Origin of the sequence: Rhodococcus sp. C-2 (assembly GCF_027854095.1) — a bacterium.
Taxonomy (GTDB): Bacteria; Actinomycetota; Actinomycetes; order Mycobacteriales; family Mycobacteriaceae; genus Rhodococcus_F; species Rhodococcus_F qingshengii.
This window is the reverse complement of record NZ_JAQGFI010000010.1, coordinates 191,745-207,077: the sequence shown is the minus strand read 5'-3', so window position 1 is coordinate 207,077 and position 15,333 is coordinate 191,745. Positions and strand designations below refer to the sequence as shown.

The 15,333-nt window shown below is 62.5% G+C and carries 15 protein-coding genes; 5 read left to right on the top strand and 10 right to left on the bottom strand.

Annotation, left to right across the window (positions count from 1 at the left end; translation table 11 throughout):
* The first annotated feature begins 23 nt into the window (after nt 1–23).
* Nucleotides 24–551 (top strand): gamma carbonic anhydrase family protein, encoded by a 528-nt coding sequence (locus tag PCS43_RS22000; RefSeq protein WP_003941993.1) that lies wholly within the window; start codon nt 24–26, stop codon nt 549–551.
* 40 nt (nt 552–591) lie between these two features.
* Here PCS43_RS22000 and PCS43_RS21995 read toward each other — a convergent pair whose 3' ends face one another.
* From PCS43_RS21995 to PCS43_RS21965, 7 genes are all read right to left on the bottom strand, one after another.
* Nucleotides 592–1,578, bottom strand: coding sequence for a pirin family protein (locus PCS43_RS21995; protein ID WP_039972959.1), 987 nt, complete (start codon nt 1,576–1,578; stop codon nt 592–594).
* Between the two features lie 20 nt (nt 1,579–1,598).
* Complete coding sequence (locus PCS43_RS21990; protein WP_042453108.1) at nt 1,599–2,072, bottom strand: MarR family winged helix-turn-helix transcriptional regulator; 474 nt, start codon at nt 2,070–2,072, stop codon at nt 1,599–1,601.
* Nucleotides 2,059–3,153, bottom strand: a complete 1,095-nt coding sequence (locus PCS43_RS21985) for an LLM class flavin-dependent oxidoreductase (protein WP_007728412.1) — start codon at nt 3,151–3,153, stop codon at nt 2,059–2,061. The genes PCS43_RS21990 and PCS43_RS21985 overlap by 14 nt, the downstream gene beginning before the upstream one ends.
* Before the next feature lie 147 nt (nt 3,154–3,300).
* On the bottom strand, nt 3,301–4,833 hold the full coding sequence (locus PCS43_RS21980) for a DHA2 family efflux MFS transporter permease subunit (RefSeq protein WP_003942006.1): 1,533 nt from the start codon (nt 4,831–4,833) through the stop codon (nt 3,301–3,303).
* Nucleotides 4,830–5,300, bottom strand: coding sequence for a MarR family winged helix-turn-helix transcriptional regulator (locus tag PCS43_RS21975; RefSeq protein WP_003941890.1), 471 nt, complete (start codon nt 5,298–5,300; stop codon nt 4,830–4,832). Before PCS43_RS21975 ends, PCS43_RS21980 begins: the two co-directional genes overlap by 4 nt.
* An 89-nt stretch (nt 5,301–5,389) precedes the next feature.
* The gene (locus tag PCS43_RS21970) at nt 5,390–6,355 is read right to left on the bottom strand and encodes an NADPH:quinone oxidoreductase family protein (protein ID WP_003941986.1); all 966 of its coding nucleotides are present in this window, start codon (nt 6,353–6,355) and stop codon (nt 5,390–5,392) included.
* Nucleotides 6,356–6,434: 79 nt separating this feature from the next.
* Complete coding sequence (locus PCS43_RS21965; protein WP_039972951.1) at nt 6,435–7,091, bottom strand: TetR/AcrR family transcriptional regulator; 657 nt, start codon at nt 7,089–7,091, stop codon at nt 6,435–6,437.
* 65 nt (nt 7,092–7,156) lie between these two features.
* Here PCS43_RS21965 and PCS43_RS21960 point away from each other — a divergent pair, with 65 nt between their 5' ends.
* Both PCS43_RS21960 and PCS43_RS21955 read left to right on the top strand, forming a co-directional pair.
* Entirely contained in the window at nt 7,157–8,146 is a 990-nt protein-coding gene (locus PCS43_RS21960; protein ID WP_064443324.1) for an NAD(P)-dependent alcohol dehydrogenase, read from the top strand.
* 44 nt (nt 8,147–8,190) lie between these two features.
* On the top strand, nt 8,191–8,949 hold the full coding sequence (locus tag PCS43_RS21955) for an acyl-[acyl-carrier-protein] thioesterase (RefSeq protein WP_007728423.1): 759 nt from the start codon (nt 8,191–8,193) through the stop codon (nt 8,947–8,949).
* Here PCS43_RS21955 and PCS43_RS21950 read toward each other — a convergent pair.
* Entirely contained in the window at nt 8,946–9,146 is a 201-nt protein-coding gene (locus tag PCS43_RS21950) for a hypothetical protein (protein ID WP_003941897.1), read from the bottom strand. The genes PCS43_RS21955 and PCS43_RS21950 overlap by 4 nt on opposite strands.
* 73 nt (nt 9,147–9,219) lie before the next feature.
* Between PCS43_RS21950 and PCS43_RS21945 the strand changes: the two genes are divergently transcribed.
* The gene (locus tag PCS43_RS21945; RefSeq protein WP_007728426.1) at nt 9,220–9,717 is read left to right on the top strand and encodes a SixA phosphatase family protein; all 498 of its coding nucleotides are present in this window, start codon (nt 9,220–9,222) and stop codon (nt 9,715–9,717) included.
* A 13-nt stretch (nt 9,718–9,730) separates the two neighbouring features.
* Here PCS43_RS21945 and PCS43_RS21940 read toward each other — a convergent pair whose 3' ends face one another.
* A complete protein-coding gene (locus PCS43_RS21940) occupies nt 9,731–10,738 on the bottom strand; it encodes an LLM class flavin-dependent oxidoreductase (RefSeq protein ID WP_054827492.1) in 1,008 nt (335 codons plus the stop codon).
* A gap of 88 nt (nt 10,739–10,826) precedes the next feature.
* On the opposite strand from PCS43_RS21940, the gene PCS43_RS21935 reads away from it, so the two are divergent.
* Nucleotides 10,827–11,213 carry a glyoxalase superfamily protein gene (locus PCS43_RS21935; RefSeq protein ID WP_003942070.1) on the top strand — a complete coding sequence of 129 codons (387 nt, stop codon included), beginning with the start codon at nt 10,827–10,829 and terminating at the stop codon, nt 11,211–11,213.
* A 71-nt stretch (nt 11,214–11,284) separates the two neighbouring features.
* Here PCS43_RS21935 and PCS43_RS21930 read toward each other — a convergent pair whose 3' ends face one another.
* A complete protein-coding gene (locus tag PCS43_RS21930) occupies nt 11,285–15,241 on the bottom strand; it encodes a DNA-directed RNA polymerase subunit beta' (protein ID WP_003941914.1) in 3,957 nt (1,318 codons plus the stop codon).
* Nucleotides 15,242–15,333 lie beyond the last annotated feature (92 nt).

Sequence of the window (15,333 nt, the reverse complement as noted above, 5' to 3'; positions counted from 1 at the left end):
TCATTCCAACGCACAGGAGAACCATGACCAACCCGATCATCGCCACCGTTCTCGGTAACACCCCGCAGATCGACGAAAGTGCGTTCATCGCACCCAACGCCACCGTTGTCGGCGCGGTGACCATCGCTGCGGGAGCCAGCATCTGGTACGGCGCGGTTATCCGCGGCGACGCAGAATCGATCTCCATCGGCGCTGACACCAACATTCAGGACAACTGCACCGTGCACGCCGACCCGACGTTCCCCGCAGTGCTGGGCGAACGAATCTCGGTCGGCCACAACGCGGTGCTGCACGGGTGCACCGTCGAAGACGACGTTCTCGTCGGCATGGGTGCCGTGGTGCTCAACGGCGCACACATCGGCTCGGGGTCACTGATTGCAGCCGGCGCCGTCGTGTCTCAGGGGATGCAAATCCCGCCTGGATCACTGGTCGCCGGCGTGCCCGCCAAGGTCAAACGTGAACTCTCCGAAGGCGAAAAGGCCGGTATCACCGCCAACGGCGCCGGCTACATCATGCTCGCGAAGGCTCACCAGGACATCGAACAAGCCTGATCGAAACGACGCTCGCGGCCGGTAGCAGCAAGAGCAACGACTAGCCTCGGGGCCGCAACGTACTGTTCGGCAACTCGGGTGCCGGGAGCGCCGGACCGTCGTATCCCGGCACGACGCCGAAACGCCGGTCCGGGACGCTGCCGTCGAATCCGGAGGCAAGCTCGGCCTGCCACTTGCGTCGATACTCGACGATCTCTTCGTGTGTACGGCCCATGAAGTTCCACCACATGATGACCTGCTCGCCCAACGGTTTCCCGCCGAGAAGTAGCAGTCGAGCCGGTTCGGATCCCGGATTGCGCAAAGTCAGTTTTCCGAAACCCGGTGCTTGATAACCCAACTCGGCCCAGCCGACAGTGGTACCACGCAGAACAACCGATCCTTGATCGACGATCACGCCGTGCTCATGTGAACGATCGACATCGAGGGCGATCTCGGCCCCAGGATCGAGAATCACCTCGGCACCGAGTAATTCGGTGAAGGTAGACACCGGAGACGTTTCACCGGCGAGCGAACCGAGGAACACACTGAGCGTGACACCATCGGTGGTCACCGGCTCCGGTCGATAGTGAACGAACGCGGGTGCGGTATCGCGCGCCGCATCCGGCAGCGCCACCCACAACTGCATCCCGTGCAGAACCTTCGTATTCGGCGTCGACACCTCGGAGTGCGCGATCCCACTCCCGGCCGTCATCAGATTCAGTTCACCCGGCCGCACCATCGCATGGGAACCGATGCTGTCACGGTGCTCGATCTCTCCGGTGAACAGCCAACTCACCGTCTGCAAACCGGTATGCGGATGCGGCGGCACATGCATGCCCGGTCCTGAGCCGACGTCATCCGGACCGTAATGATCTGCAAAACACCATCCCCCGATCAGCGAACGCTCGCGTTGCGGGAGGGTGCGTCGCACTCGCATGGCCCGCGGGCCACCGAGCGGTACGTCGCGCGGGGTGAGGATCTGAATCTCGCTCTCCGCCGGATGGCCTTCGCATTCCTGCTCGACGGGCTGCGCTTCGAGGTTACTCATATCGTCCATCCTGCCTCCAGTCATGACTGCGCGAGACGCAGACGCGTGCACAATTCGGCCAACAGTCGAAGTTCATCCGCGTCCAGGGCCGGTCCGACGTGGCGGCGGATGCTCGCGGCATGACGGCGACCCACTGATTTCTGCAGCGCTGCACCCGTTTCGGTGAGTTGCACGATCGTCCCGCGGCGATCCTGTGGATCAACACTTCTCGTTACCAGACCTTCGCCCTCCAACCGTTCCACCAGGCGACTTAGCGAAGGCTGGCTCAGCAATATCTCCCGATTCAGGTCATGCAGGCGAAGGGAACTACTCGGCGCAAGACTCAGCGTGAACAGCACGTCGTACTCGCGCATCGACACCTGATCCCAGACGTCGTCGGCAGAGAGCCGCCGCAGCACCGACACCTGGGCGCGAAACAAGGCTTCCCAGGCGTCGGTGGCGAGTTCGGTGGTGCTGACCGGAACCTCAGGCGGTTGCTCGTCAGGCAGTGACACTGCTTGCCTCACGAGCCGCCTTCATCGACGCGTGAGTGGGCGGGTTGTCCGGCACATGTGCTGGCCGCCTGGCCGCGAACTCACGGCGCAGAACCGGAACAACTTCCTCACCGAGCAGATCGAGCTGCTCGAGCACCGTCTTGAGCGGCAGCCCGGCGTGATCCATCAGGAACAGCTGGCGCTGGTAGTCGCCGAAGAAATCGGCAAACGCCAACGTCTTCTCGATGACCTGCTCAGGGGAACCGACGGTCAGCGGCGTCTGCTCGGTGAACTCTTCGAGTGAGGGCCCGTGGCCGTACACCGGAGCATTGTCGAAATACGGACGGAATTCCTTGACCGCGTCCTGACTGTTCTTGCGCATGAAGACCTGACCACCGAGACCGACGATCGCCTGATCCGCGGACCCGTGGCCGTAATGCTCGTAACGCCGGCGGTAAAGATTGATCAGCTCGATGTAGTGCTCTTTCGGCCAGAAGATGTTGTTCGCGAAGAATCCGTCGCCGTGATACGCCGCGATCTCCGCGATCTCGGGGCTGCGGATCGAGCCGTGCCACACGAACGGCGCGACGCCGTCCAGCGGGCGCGGTGTGGACGTGAATCCCTGGAGTGGAGTGCGGTACTCCCCTTGCCAGTTCACGACCTCCTCGTCCCAGAGCCGGCGAAGAAGTTGATAGTTCTCGAGCGCCAACGGGATACCGGCGCGAATGTCCTTGCCGAACCACGGGTACACAGGCGCGGTGTTTCCGCGACCCATCATCAGATCGACGCGCCCCTCGGCGAGGTGTTGAAGCATCGCGTAATCCTCGGCGATCTTCACCGGGTCATTGGTGGTGATCAGCGTCGTGGACGTGGAGAGCGTGATCTTCTCGGTCTGGGCCGCGATGTATCCGAGCATCGTGGTCGGAGATGACGGCACGAACGGCTTGTTGTGATGCTCGCCGGTCGCGAAGACGTCGAGACCGACTTCCTCGGCGTGCTTGGCGATGGTTGTCATGGCCTTGATGCGCTCGTGCTCTGTCGGGGTCGCCCCCGTCGTGGGATCAGTGGTGACGTCACCGACCGTGAAGATTCCGAATTGCATGGTTGCTCCTCCGCGAACTAGATCCATGCGTTTGCATGTAACTGATCAAACATTCAACCATCCAGCTGTATTCCACGGCAAAAAGATGAGGGCGGCACACAAGATGTGTGCCGCCCTCACCTGGACGAACGATCTACCGAAAAGCGGTCAGTGCATAACGATCGGCGTTGCCGTCTCGCCCTCGGCCACCGGCCTGGTGGTCTTGCTCCGCGGCAGGAAGAACGCCGGGATGAGGGTCAGGACGATCAGCACAGTGGCAACGAGGAAGGTGTTACCGAAGGCATCCGACGCCGCACTGAGAATCGAATTCGCGGCAGACTCCTGCGGGCTTCCCGGTTCGGTCGGAATGTGCGAGGCCGCACCGACCATCGTCGTGTCGAGGCCACGATCGAGAAGCTGGTTGGTCAAGACCACCGACATCACGGCGGTACCGATCGAACCTGCGGTCTGCTGAACGATGTTCATCAGGGTGGAGCCGCGAGCAATCTGCTCGTTGGAGAGCGTCACGATAGCTGCGGTCATCAGCGGCATCATGGTGCAACCCATACCGAGGCCCATGACGAACAAGGCACCCATCAGCAGCCACGTCGGGGAATCCGAGGCAACCTGTGTGAACACACCCAAGCCGATCAGAATCAACGGCAAACCGGTCAGGACGATCTTGCCCGGGCCGATCTTGTCGACCAGTCGACCAGCGATCGGCATGGTGACCATAGCGCCGAGACCCTGCGGAGCCATCAACAATCCGGCAGCGAGCGTGGTGTGACCGCCGACCTGGATGAAGTAGCTCGGGAACAGCAACCCGGCGCCCATGAAGGCGACGATGAACAGCGACGTCGTGATGACGGCGGTGGTCAACTGACGGTTCTTGAACAGGTGCAAGTCGATCAGCGGGTGATCCTTGTTGAGCGCGTGGAACACGAAGGCGATGATCAGCGCCAGACCGATACCGGCCGACACCAGAACCCGAGCCGACGCAACCGTTCCCACCTCAGGGATGGACGACACACCGAACAAGAACAGCGCGAGGCCGGGTGACAGCAGGATCATGCCGAGGAAGTCGAAGGACTCCGAAGGCTTCGCCTTGTCGGACGGCAGAATGATGAATGCTGCTGCCAACGCGATGATGCCGATCGGCAGGTTGATCAGGAAGATCCAGTGCCAGCTCGCGGCCTCGATCAGCCAACCACCGAGGATCGGGCCACCGATGGGGCCGAGCAGCATCGGGATTCCGAGAACTGCCATGACGCGACCGACGCGGTCCGGACCGGCGGCCCGGGTCATGATGGTCATACCGAGCGGCATCAACATGCCGCCGCCGAGGCCCTGGAGCACACGGAAGCCGATGAGCGAGGTGATGTCCCACGCCATCGCACAGGCGACCGAACCGAGCACGAACAGCACCAGGGCAGTCATGTAGAGGCGCTTGGTGCCGAAACGGTCGGCAGCCCAACCGGTAACCGGAATGACCGTCGCCAAAGCGAGGGTGTAGGCCGTCATCGTCCACGCGACGGTGGCGTACGAAGTTTCGAAGTCCTCGGCAAAGGTGGTGAGCGCGACGCTCACCACGGTTACGTCGAGAATCGACATGATGGCGCCGAGCACCACCACGGAAGCGATCTTGAGGACCGCCCCGTCAAGTTTGTCGGACGCCGGTGCCGGCGCGTTCGGCGATGTCATCGCGAAGTCTCCTGGTTAAGTGCTCGCAGATAGTCACCCGCGAGAATGGGCTTGAGAGCCTCGAACAAACGAATCCGCTCTGGCTCAGGAACACGCGACGCGAATTCGCGAAGCTGGCCGCGCTTGCACTCGATGTGGTTGGTCGTCACCTTACGACCGGCCTCCGACAAGGAAACCCGCTTGACGCGTCGGTCCCGCTCGTCTTCACGGCGATCGACCAGACCCATGTTCACGAGCTGATCGATGTTCCGCCCCGTAGCTGCCACCGAGAGCCGAAGCTCGTCGGCAACCTCGTTGATCGGGATCGCCGCATCACGTTGTGCAAGTACGAACAGCACACGCACCTGAGAGAACGAGAGATCCAGTTCGATCAACGCATCGATCGACTCCGAATCACCGGCGCTCATCAGGCGAGTGAACAACTCGTCGAGTGCTCCATACAGGTCATCAGAATCGGAAGCGATCACCTGGCAAATGGTAGTGCGGTTGCAACTATTGCCCAAATGAAAACATGTTGCAACTTATTATTTGGTGACCACCATCACGTTGCGAAGAATCATTCCTGCAGCAAGATGGCCTTTCCTAGAACTTTGCCGCTTTCGAGATCAGCCAGGGCAACTGCTGCGTCGGCAAGCGGATACCGTGCCTTGACCAGCGGACGCAAGCCGTTTCGGACGTGTTCTACCAGCGATGCGTGTACCTCGGCTACCGCCTCGGGATTGGTACGCGTGAACTCACCCCATGCCGCGCCGACAATGCTGATATTGCGAAACAGCACCCGGTTCACCTTTACCTCGGGAATACCGCCGCCGGCGAATCCGATCACCACGAGTCGTCCTTCGGGTGCCAGAACCCGGACCGCGTCGTCGAACGCATCGCCGCCCACCGGATCCACCACGATCTGAGCGCCGACGCCGTCGGTCAGTTCCCGAATCCGCTCTCCCCATCCCGGAGCCAGCGCGACCACCTCGTCGGCACCGAGCTCACGCAAGAAGTCATCGACGCCCTCGCGTCGTACCACGGCGATCACCCGGGCACCGTGCGCCTTGGCCAGCTGGATGGTTGCCGTTCCGACTCCGCCTGCAGCGCCGAGCACGACGACAGTCTCCCCCGCGACGATCTTCGCGCGACGAGCGAGCGCGAACTCCATCGTCTGATAGTTGATGATCAGCGAGGCCGCCTCGTCGAAGGCGAGTCCGTCCGGAATTCGGAGTACCTGCGCCGGGTTGACGGCAATCCGCTCTGCATACCCACCCAGATACGCGGCCGCGAGAACACGATCGCCCGGAGCGAAACCCGACCCTTCCGGCGCGGAGACCACGACGCCCGAGATCTCCGCGCCGGGAATGAACGGCGGTTCCGGGCGGATCTGATACTTGCCGTAGGTGATGAGCAGGTCCGGAAAGCAGACGCCACTTGCCTTCACATCGATGAGAACAAGACCTTCGGCTGCGGGCTCGGGAACCTCCTGCGCGACAATTCCTTCGGGACCGGACAGTTCCGTAACCACCATGGCGCGCACAGAAAGCTCCTCTTCGGGACATCTGAAGTCTGGACCGGTAACCCGGTTTTCTCGACTTTAACCCGGTACTCACGTCAGATCATCGTTCGCTCCCGATGTGCAGACGTTCGAGTCCGTCGAGAATCAGATCGAGACCGAAAGCGAATTCGGCGGCGTAGCTGTATCCCGGAGCAAGGACGTGCTTGGTGGTCAACTCGGCCAGGTGCGGATACTGACCGCTCTCGAATGAGCCCATGATCGCCTTCGCCAGTTCCGTCGTTTCCTGCGCTGTTTCGAACGGCAAGCTCACTTCTTGCAGCACGAAGCCGTAGATGTACGCATCCATGATCGAAAAGGCATGCGCAGCAAGGGCGACGGGAAAGTCGGCGGCGCGTAGCGTTCCGATGACGGCATCGTGGTGGCGCAGGGTCGCGGGACCAGGCGTCGTTCGGGACTCCATCAACGGAGTTGCCCACGGGTGCCTCCCCAACACTTCCCTTGTCGATACCGCTCGCACGTGAAGTTCCGTGCGCCACGGGCGTCCCGGCGTCGGCAGATCGATCTCCGCGAAGACCGCATCGACCATTCCGTCGAGCAGATCCCCTTTGTCCGAAACATGGTTGTACAGAGACATCGCTTCGACGCCCAGTTCGGTGCCCAGCTTCCGCATGGTCATCGAATCGATTCCGACGGAATCGGCAAGCGCGACAGCAGCGTGTACGACGTCGTCTCGGGTCAATCTTGCGCGCTTCTCCACGTTGACAGAACTTACACCGTAAGTGCAATACTTACGCTGTAAGTATTCGACGAACGGAGACTCGCATGCCGAAGGAACTGATGACCGCCGTCGTACAGGATCGCTACGGCGAGGCCGACGTTCTCTACCTCGACCACATTCCGCGCCCCACTGTCGCCGACAACGAAGTGCTGATACGCGTCGAGGCCGCGTCCGTCGACCGCGGGGCATGGCATCTCATGGCCGGACTGCCATATCCGTTGCGCCTCGCGGGTTTCGGGCTGCGCAGACCTAGGAACCGGGTACGCGGACTGGACGTATCCGGCCGAGTCGAGGCCGTCGGCAGTTCGGTGACCCGCGTGGCAGTCGGCCAGGAGGTATACGGGATCGCGGTCGGTTCGTTCGCGGAGTACGCACGCGCACTCGAGACGAAGATTGCCGCAAAACCTGCCCGGTTGTCGTTCGCGCAAGCAGCAGCGGTGCCGGTCTCCGCCCTCACAGCGTTGCAAGCCGTGCGCGACCACGGCCGCGTGCAGGCGGGCCAATCCGTCCTCGTGCTCGGCGCATCCGGTGGCGTCGGGATCTACGCGGTGCAGGTGGCAAAAGCCATGGGCGCTCACGTCACCGGCGTGTGCAGCACCTCGAAAACCGATACCGTCCGCTCCATCGGTGCCGACGAGGTTCTCGACTACCGCGTCGACGACGCCACCGACGGATCGCATCGGTACGACGTCATCATCGATACCGGCGGCAACCGCCGACTGCGAGATCTTCGACGGGCGCTCACACGCACCGGAACGCTGGTGATCGTCGGCGGCGAGAACGGCGGACGGTGGCTCGGCGGAACCGATCGCCGAATACGCGCACAGTGCCTGTCTCCGTTCATATCTCAGAAAATGGGCACCTTCATCGCTTCGGAGAACGCCGACGATCTGGAGGTCCTGACGCAGATGATCGACGCAGGTGACATCACCCCGGTGATCGACTCCGTTCATCCCCTTGCCGACACCGCCGTCGCCGTGGCACGAATGGTCGACGGCTCCGGCTGCGGAAAGCAGATAATCGCCACTCGCTGAAAAGCCTGACAGAATCGGCTCACTCCAGCGAACAGGAATCTCACGTGAACCCAGATCTCACGCTCGCGCAACAGCCGGACCGAGGACCGATCTTCGTCAAGTCCCGCCCGGTCCGCACCGGCGACATCGACGTCGCCAAGCAGGTCAGGCTCGACGCCGTCGCCCGCTACCTGCAGGACATCGGCAACGACAACATCGAGGCCGCGGGAGCCATCGACACCCATCCGCTCTGGATAGTGCGTCGTACGGTCGTCGACGTCGTACGCCCGGCGATCTGGCCGGAAGAGTTGACGATGACTCGCTGGTGCTCCGGCTTCTCCACGAGATGGGCGAACATGCGTGTGCGCTTCGACGGCAGCAACGGCGCGCTGATGGAAACCGAAGGCTTCTGGATCAACATCAGCGCCGAATCGGGCATGCCCACGCGGATGAGTGACGACTTCATGCGGCCACTGGAGGAATCCACCGACGAGCATCGCCTGAAGTGGAAGCGTGTCCTCGCCGAGAACGCACCGGAGGCGGACGACGCCGGTGTTCTGGACACGCCGTTCGCTCTGCGCGCCACGGATATCGACCCGTTCGACCACGTCAACAACGCCGTCTACTGGCAGGCAGTCGAAGAGGTCCTCAGCGCTCGCACCGAACTACGGACAGTTCCGCATCGAGCACTGATCGAGTACCTCTCCCCCATCGTCTCCAGCGACGACGTCGTCCTGCGCAGCCGCGTCGACGACAAGACCGTCACGGTCTGGTTCCTGGTCGGCGAAGCGCTCCGCGCAGTTGCGCAGGTGAGCGCCCTCTAACGCAGTTTCTGGGTCGCGACAGCCGCGACACCGAACACCAACGCAAGAAGAATCGCGGCCCAGAAACCGAAGAGCCACCACACCACGCCGAACACGACCACTGCCGGGGCAACGGTGATGAAAGCGATGGTGGGGCTTTCGCGTACCACCTCGAGTGCAGTTCGGGCATTAGTTCGATCGAGCTTCTTACCGGCCATCGAAAACCTCCTTCAAGGTCCTGACCATCCAGAGTAACCGGACTGACGGGCACAAAGCGGATACCGTGAACGCATGGCCGACCACCGCACCCTCGTCCTCATGCGACACGGCAAGTCCAGCTACCCCGAGGGCATCCGTGATCACGAGCGTCCGCTCGCCGAACGGGGCCTGCGCGAGGCCCGCATCGGCGGCGAATGGATCCGTGAAAACGTCCCGCCCGTCGACGCCGTTCTGTGCTCCACCTCCCGGCGGACCGTCGAAACCCTTGCCTCGACGGGAATCGAAGCTCCCGCCGGGTTCGAGAAGTCCATCTACGGCGGCTCACCCGCAGACGTCATTGCAGCTGCGCGAACCACGTCCGACCACGTCAAGACGCTCCTGATCGTCGGACACGAACCCGGAATTCCCTGGACTGCACTCGATCTCGCATCGAACGAAAACTCCGAAGCGGCCCAACGTATCCGCGACAAGTTCCCGACTTCGGCGATCGCCGTCCTCTCCGTACCGGTGCCGTGGACCGAACTCGACGACTCCGTCGCCACTCTGCTCGAGTTTCACGTGCCTCGTTAGATCAACCACACCGCTAAACCACCTCACGTAGCAGGCGGTCCGAAAGTGCAAGCGCGTCACGGTCGTACGTCGATGTCGACGCCAACACTTCGTCGGCACCGGTCCGTTCGGCGAGAGAGTGAAGTTGCTGTTTCACCTCGACGGGTGTGCCGTGCAGCGCCGAAGCCGTGAACGACTCGATGCGCCTGGCGTTTCGATCACTGCGCGGGGCGCGCCTGATCTCGTCCGGCGACACGAGCGGCGGAAACTCCCCTGTCCGTGACGATTCTGCGAGCGCGTACGCCTCCGGGATCAGCAACTCACGGGCCGCCTCGGTGGTATCGGCAACCGCCACCTCGAGGGAAACCACCACATAGGGTTCGGGGTGTGTGTCGGTGGGCTGGAAAGCTCGGCGGTACTCGTCCAACGCATCCACCCGATCGGTGCTACCGATTCCCAGTATCGGCCCACCCACGACCACCGGAAGCCCCAGCTGCGCTGCCACTTTCAGACCTGTGCGCGTCGCCAGCACGAAGATCGGGACTCCAGTCTGCGACGCCGGCCGTGCCGTCACTGCGGCGGAACCGTCCAGATAACGCCTCACCTCGTCCAGGTCCGACACAAACGTGTCCGGAGCGTCCTTGCTGCGTCGTAGTGCCTGACGTACGGGCTCCGTGAATCCCAGCGATCGGCCGAGGCCGAGGTCGATTCGCCCCGGGTAGAGAGCCTCCAGCATCAGGAACTGCTCGGCGACGATCAGCGGTTGGTGATTCGGCAGCATGACCCCACCGCTGCCGAGTCTGATATCGCGCGTATGCGCGCCGATCGCGGCAAGCAGTACTGCCGGCGACCCGCTCCCGATCCCGGGCACCGCGTGATGCTCGGCGACCCAGAACCGGTGGTAGCCGAGAGCGTCGGCGTGCGCGGCACGTTCGACGGAATGCGTCAGAGCTGCGGAGTCGGGGTATCCGCTCCTGGTTCGGGATCGGTCGAGCAGTGAGAGAAGCACCCTCGGAGCAACAAGGAATTCGGAAAGTTTCATCCGGACGCCGAACGAGGACCGTTTCTGACCGCAATACCCGCAACACTGGACCTGTCGCCGGAATTCACCATCACATGAAGGGCACGTCATGGACATCAAGCTCGAACTGGTCGCCATTCCCGTCACCGACATCGACCGCGCCAAGGACTTCTACGTCCGCCTCGGATTCAATGCCGACCACGATCACACGGTCAGCGAAGACCTGCGATTCGTCCAGCTGACCCCTCCCGGTTCGGCCTGCTCGATCTGCATCGGCAAGGGAATCACCGACGCCGAGCCCGGCTCGGTCGTCGGCATGCAGGTAGTGGTCAAGGACATCGAAGAGGCCGAGCGCGAGTTCAAGAGCCGCGGCATCGACATCAGCCCGATCGACGACCAGGCCTGGGGGCGGTTCATCTACTTCGCCGACCCCGACGGGAACAAGTGGGCCGTCCAGGAGATCGTCATCCCGGACCTCAGCGGCAGCAACTCCTGAAAACGTCCCACTCCTGACATGAAAAATCCCCCCACCTCTTTCGAAGTGGGGGGATTTCTACGAACTAACGCTTAGCGGTAGTCGTTGCTGAAGCCGTAGTCGTCCAGCGGAACTGCAGCACCGGTGTTCTGGCCGAAGCCGTCCGGGCTGTAGTACTGGTCGTCGTACGACGGCACGGCGTAAGCAGCGGCGCGTGCCTCTTCGGTGGGCTGAACCTGGATGTTGCGGTAACGGTTGATACCGGTACCGGCAGGGATCAGCTTGCCGATGATGACATTTTCCTTCAGACCGATCAGCTTGTCCGAGCGGCAGTTGATAGCCGCGTCGGTCAAGACACGAGTGGTCTCCTGGAACGATGCCGCGGACAGCCACGAATCCGTCGCGAGCGACGCCTTCGTGATACCCATGAGCACCGGACGGCCGGCTGCGGGCTCGCCACCCTCGGCGACAACGCGGCGGTTTGCCGACTCGAACTCGGCGCGCTCGGTGAGCGAACCGGGCAGGAACTCGGTGGCACCGGAATCGATGATCGTCACGCGACGAAGCATCTGGCGCACGATGACCTCGATGTGCTTGTCGTGGATCGACACACCCTGGCTCCGGTACACCTCCTGGACCTCGTTGACCAAGTGGATCTGAACCTGACGCGGACCCATGACTCGCAGGACCTCGTGGGGATCGGCAGCACCTTCCATGAGCTGCTGTCCGACCTCGACGTGGTCACCGTCAGCCAAGAGGCTTTCGCGACCGTCGGCATGCTTGAAGACGCGCAGACGCTGACGCTTGCTGAGCTTGTCGTAGACAACCTCTTCGCCGCCGTCGTCCGGAACGATGGTGATCTTGTAGAAACGATCGCCGTCTTCGAGCTGTACCCGACCGGTGACGTCCGCGATAGGAGCCTTGCCCTTGGGCACACGTGCCTCGAACAGCTCCTGGACACGCGGCAGACCGCCGGTGATGTCATCTCCTGCGACACCACCCTGGTGGAAGGTACGCATGGTCAGCTGAGTACCGGGCTCACCGATCGACTGTGCGGCGACGATACCGACAGCCTCACCGATGTCGACCAGCTTGCCGGTGGCCATCGAGCGGCCGTAGCAAGTGGCGCAAACGCCGGTGCCGGTGGTGCAGGTCAGGACCGAGCGGACCTTGACCGTCGTGATGCCGGCTTCGAGCAGAGCATCGATCGCGGGGTCACCGAGATCGTGGCCACGCTCGACGATGACGGTGCCGTTCGCGTCGACTGCATCGGCCGCCAAGGTACGGGCGTACGTGCTGGTCTCCACGTGAGCATCGCGGATCATCGTGCCGTCGGCCTGCTTCTCGGCGATCGTGGTGACGATGCCGCGCTCTGTTCCACAGTCGACCTCGCGGACGATGACGTCCTGCGAAACGTCCACCAGACGACGGGTCAGGTAACCCGAGTCGGCGGTGCGGAGTGCGGTATCGGCCAGACCCTTACGAGCACCGTGCGTGTTGATGAAGTACTCGAGAACGGTCAGGCCTTCCTTGAAGGAAGACTTGATCGGACGCGGGATGAACTCACCCTTCGGGTTTGTCACCAGGCCCTTCATACCGGCGAGCGAGCGAACCTGAGTCATGTTGCCGGCTGCGCCGGACTTCACGATCATCGGGATCGGGTTGCTGTCGGGGAAGTGAGCCTCCATGGCCTTGCCGACCTTGTCGGTCGCTTCCTGCCAAATGGTGACCAGAGCGCTGTTGCGCTCCTTCTTGTCCAGAGCACCACGCTGGTACTGCTTCTCGATCTTGTCGGCCTGAGCCTCGAAGTCCTCGATGATGGCAGGCTTCTCCGGCGGCACGAGCACGTCGGAGATCGAGACCGTGACACCCGAACGGGTGGCCCAGTAGAACCCGACGTCCTTGAGCTTGTCGACGGTCTGAGCAACCACGATCATCGGGTACCGCTCGGCGAGATCGTTGATGATCGTCGCCTGGCGCTTCTTCGGCATCTGCTCGTTGACGAACGGGTAGTCCGCCGGAAGCAGCTCGTTGAAGAGCACACGGCCGAGTGTCGTGGTGGCGGTCCAGCCGTCACCGTAGTTCCAGCCCTCGGGGAACAGTTCGTTCTCGAGGTCGCGCGGCGGACGCTGCTGCGTCAGACGCACCTTGATCTGAGCCTGAACCGAGAGCGCGCCGCGGTCGACTGCCATCTGAGCCTCGGCGGGCGAGGAGTACACGCCCTGCTCTGCCTCGTCGTTGGTCGGAGCAACGAGCTCACCGGTGACACCCTCGTCTAGACGGGTCAGGTGGAACAGACCCGTGACCATGTCCAGACGCGGCATGGCGAGCGGGCGACCCGAAGCAGGCGAGAGGATGTTGTTCGAGGACAGCATCAGGATGCGTGCCTCGGCCTGTGCCTCTGCCGACAGCGGGAGGTGAACAGCCATCTGGTCACCGTCGAAGTCGGCGTTGAAGGCCTCACACACCAGCGGGTGGAGCTGAATGGCCTTGCCCTCGACGAGCTGCGGCTCGAATGCCTGGATACCCAGACGGTGCAGCGTAGGTGCACGGTTGAGCAGCACGGGGTGCTCGGCGATGACCTCTTCGAGGACGTCCCACACCTGGACGCGCTTGCGCTCGACCATGCGCTTTGCCGACTTGATGTTCTGCGCGTGGTTCAGATCGACCAGACGCTTCATCACGAACGGCTTGAACAGCTCGAGAGCCATCAGCTTGGGCAGACCACACTGGTGCAGCTTGAGCTGAGGACCGACGACGATGACGGAACGACCCGAGTAGTCGACGCGCTTACCGAGCAGGTTCTGACGGAAGCGACCCTGCTTGCCCTTGAGCAGATCGCTCAGGGACTTCAGCGGGCGGTTACCCGGTCCGGTGACCGGACGTCCACGACGACCGTTGTCGAACAGGGCGTCGACCGACTCCTGCAGCATCCGCTTCTCGTTGTTGACGATGATCTCGGGAGCACCGAGGTCGATCAGTCGCTTGAGGCGGTTGTTGCGGTTGATGACGCGGCGGTACAGGTCGTTGAGGTCGGACGTCGCGAAACGTCCACCGTCGAGCTGAACCATCGGGCGAAGCTCCGGCGGGATCACCGGAACAGCGTTGAGGACCATGCCCATCGGCGAGTTGCCGTTGGTCTGGAATGCCGCAACCACCTTGAGGCGCTTGAGTGCACGCAGCTTCTTCTGGCCCTTGCCGCTGCGGATGGTCTCGCGGAGAGACTCTGCCTCGGCGTCGAGGTCGAAGTTCTGCATCAGGATCTGGATGGACTCTGCGCCCATCGCACCCGTGAAGTACTCGCCGTAACGGTCGACCAGCTCGCGGTACAGGAGCTCGTCGATGATGAGCTGCTTGACGCTCAGCTTGGTGAAGGTGGTCCAGATCTCGTCGAGACGATCCAGCTCACGCTGCGCGCGGTCACGGAGCTGACGCATTTCGCGCTCGCCGCCGTCCTTGACCTTGCGGCGGACATCGGACTTCGCGCCCTCTGCCTCGAGCTCGGCGATGTCGGCTTCGAGCTTCTGCGCACGTGCCTCGAGATCGGCGTCGCGCTGATCTGCGACGGTCTTCTTCTCGACCTGCATCTCGGCTTCGAGGGTGGACAGCTCGTTGTGACGGAGCTCCTCGTCGACACCGACGATGACGTAGGCAGCGAAGTAGATGATCTTTTCGAGATCCTTCGGAGCCAGGTCGAGCAGGTAACCGAGACGGCTCGGAACACCCTTGAAGTACCAGATGTGCGTGACCGGTGCGGCCAGTTCGATGTGACCCATGCGCTCACGACGAACCTTGGCGCGAGTGACCTCGACGCCACAGCGCTCACAGATGATGCCCTTGAAGCGGACACGCTTGTACTTACCGCAGTAGCACTCCCAGTCCCGAGTGGGGCCGAAGATCTTCTCGCAGAAGAGGCCGTCCTTCTCGGGCTTGAGCGTGCGGTAGTTGATGGTCTCCGGCTTCTTGACCTCGCCGTAGGACCAATTGCGGATGTCCTCTGCACTGGCCAAGCCAATGCGGAGTTCATCGAAGAAGTTGACGTCGAGCACGTAACTTCCTTTCCCCGTTGGGGTTACGGTTGCCGGTCACCCGGCAACCTGACTGCCAATTCAAATGTGAACTACGCCCCCGGGCCGCTCTT

Coding starts and splice junctions, on each gene's coding strand:
- PCS43_RS22000 (WP_003941993.1), top strand. CDS start 24: ATGACCAACCCGATCATCGCCACCGTTCTCGGTAACACCCCGCAGATC.
- PCS43_RS21995 (WP_039972959.1), bottom strand. CDS start 1,578: ATGAGTAACCTCGAAGCGCAGCCCGTCGAGCAGGAATGCGAAGGCCAT.
- PCS43_RS21985 (WP_007728412.1), bottom strand. CDS start 3,153: ATGCAATTCGGAATCTTCACGGTCGGTGACGTCACCACTGATCCCACG.
- PCS43_RS21980 (WP_003942006.1), bottom strand. CDS start 4,833: ATGACATCGCCGAACGCGCCGGCACCGGCGTCCGACAAACTTGACGGG.
- PCS43_RS21960 (WP_064443324.1), top strand. CDS start 7,157: ATGCCGAAGGAACTGATGACCGCCGTCGTACAGGATCGCTACGGCGAG.
- PCS43_RS21950 (WP_003941897.1), bottom strand. CDS start 9,146: ATGGCCGGTAAGAAGCTCGATCGAACTAATGCCCGAACTGCACTCGAG.
- PCS43_RS21945 (WP_007728426.1), top strand. CDS start 9,220: ATGGCCGACCACCGCACCCTCGTCCTCATGCGACACGGCAAGTCCAGC.
- PCS43_RS21940 (WP_054827492.1), bottom strand. CDS start 10,738: ATGAAACTTTCCGAATTCCTTGTTGCTCCGAGGGTGCTTCTCTCACTG.
- PCS43_RS21935 (WP_003942070.1), top strand. CDS start 10,827: ATGGACATCAAGCTCGAACTGGTCGCCATTCCCGTCACCGACATCGAC.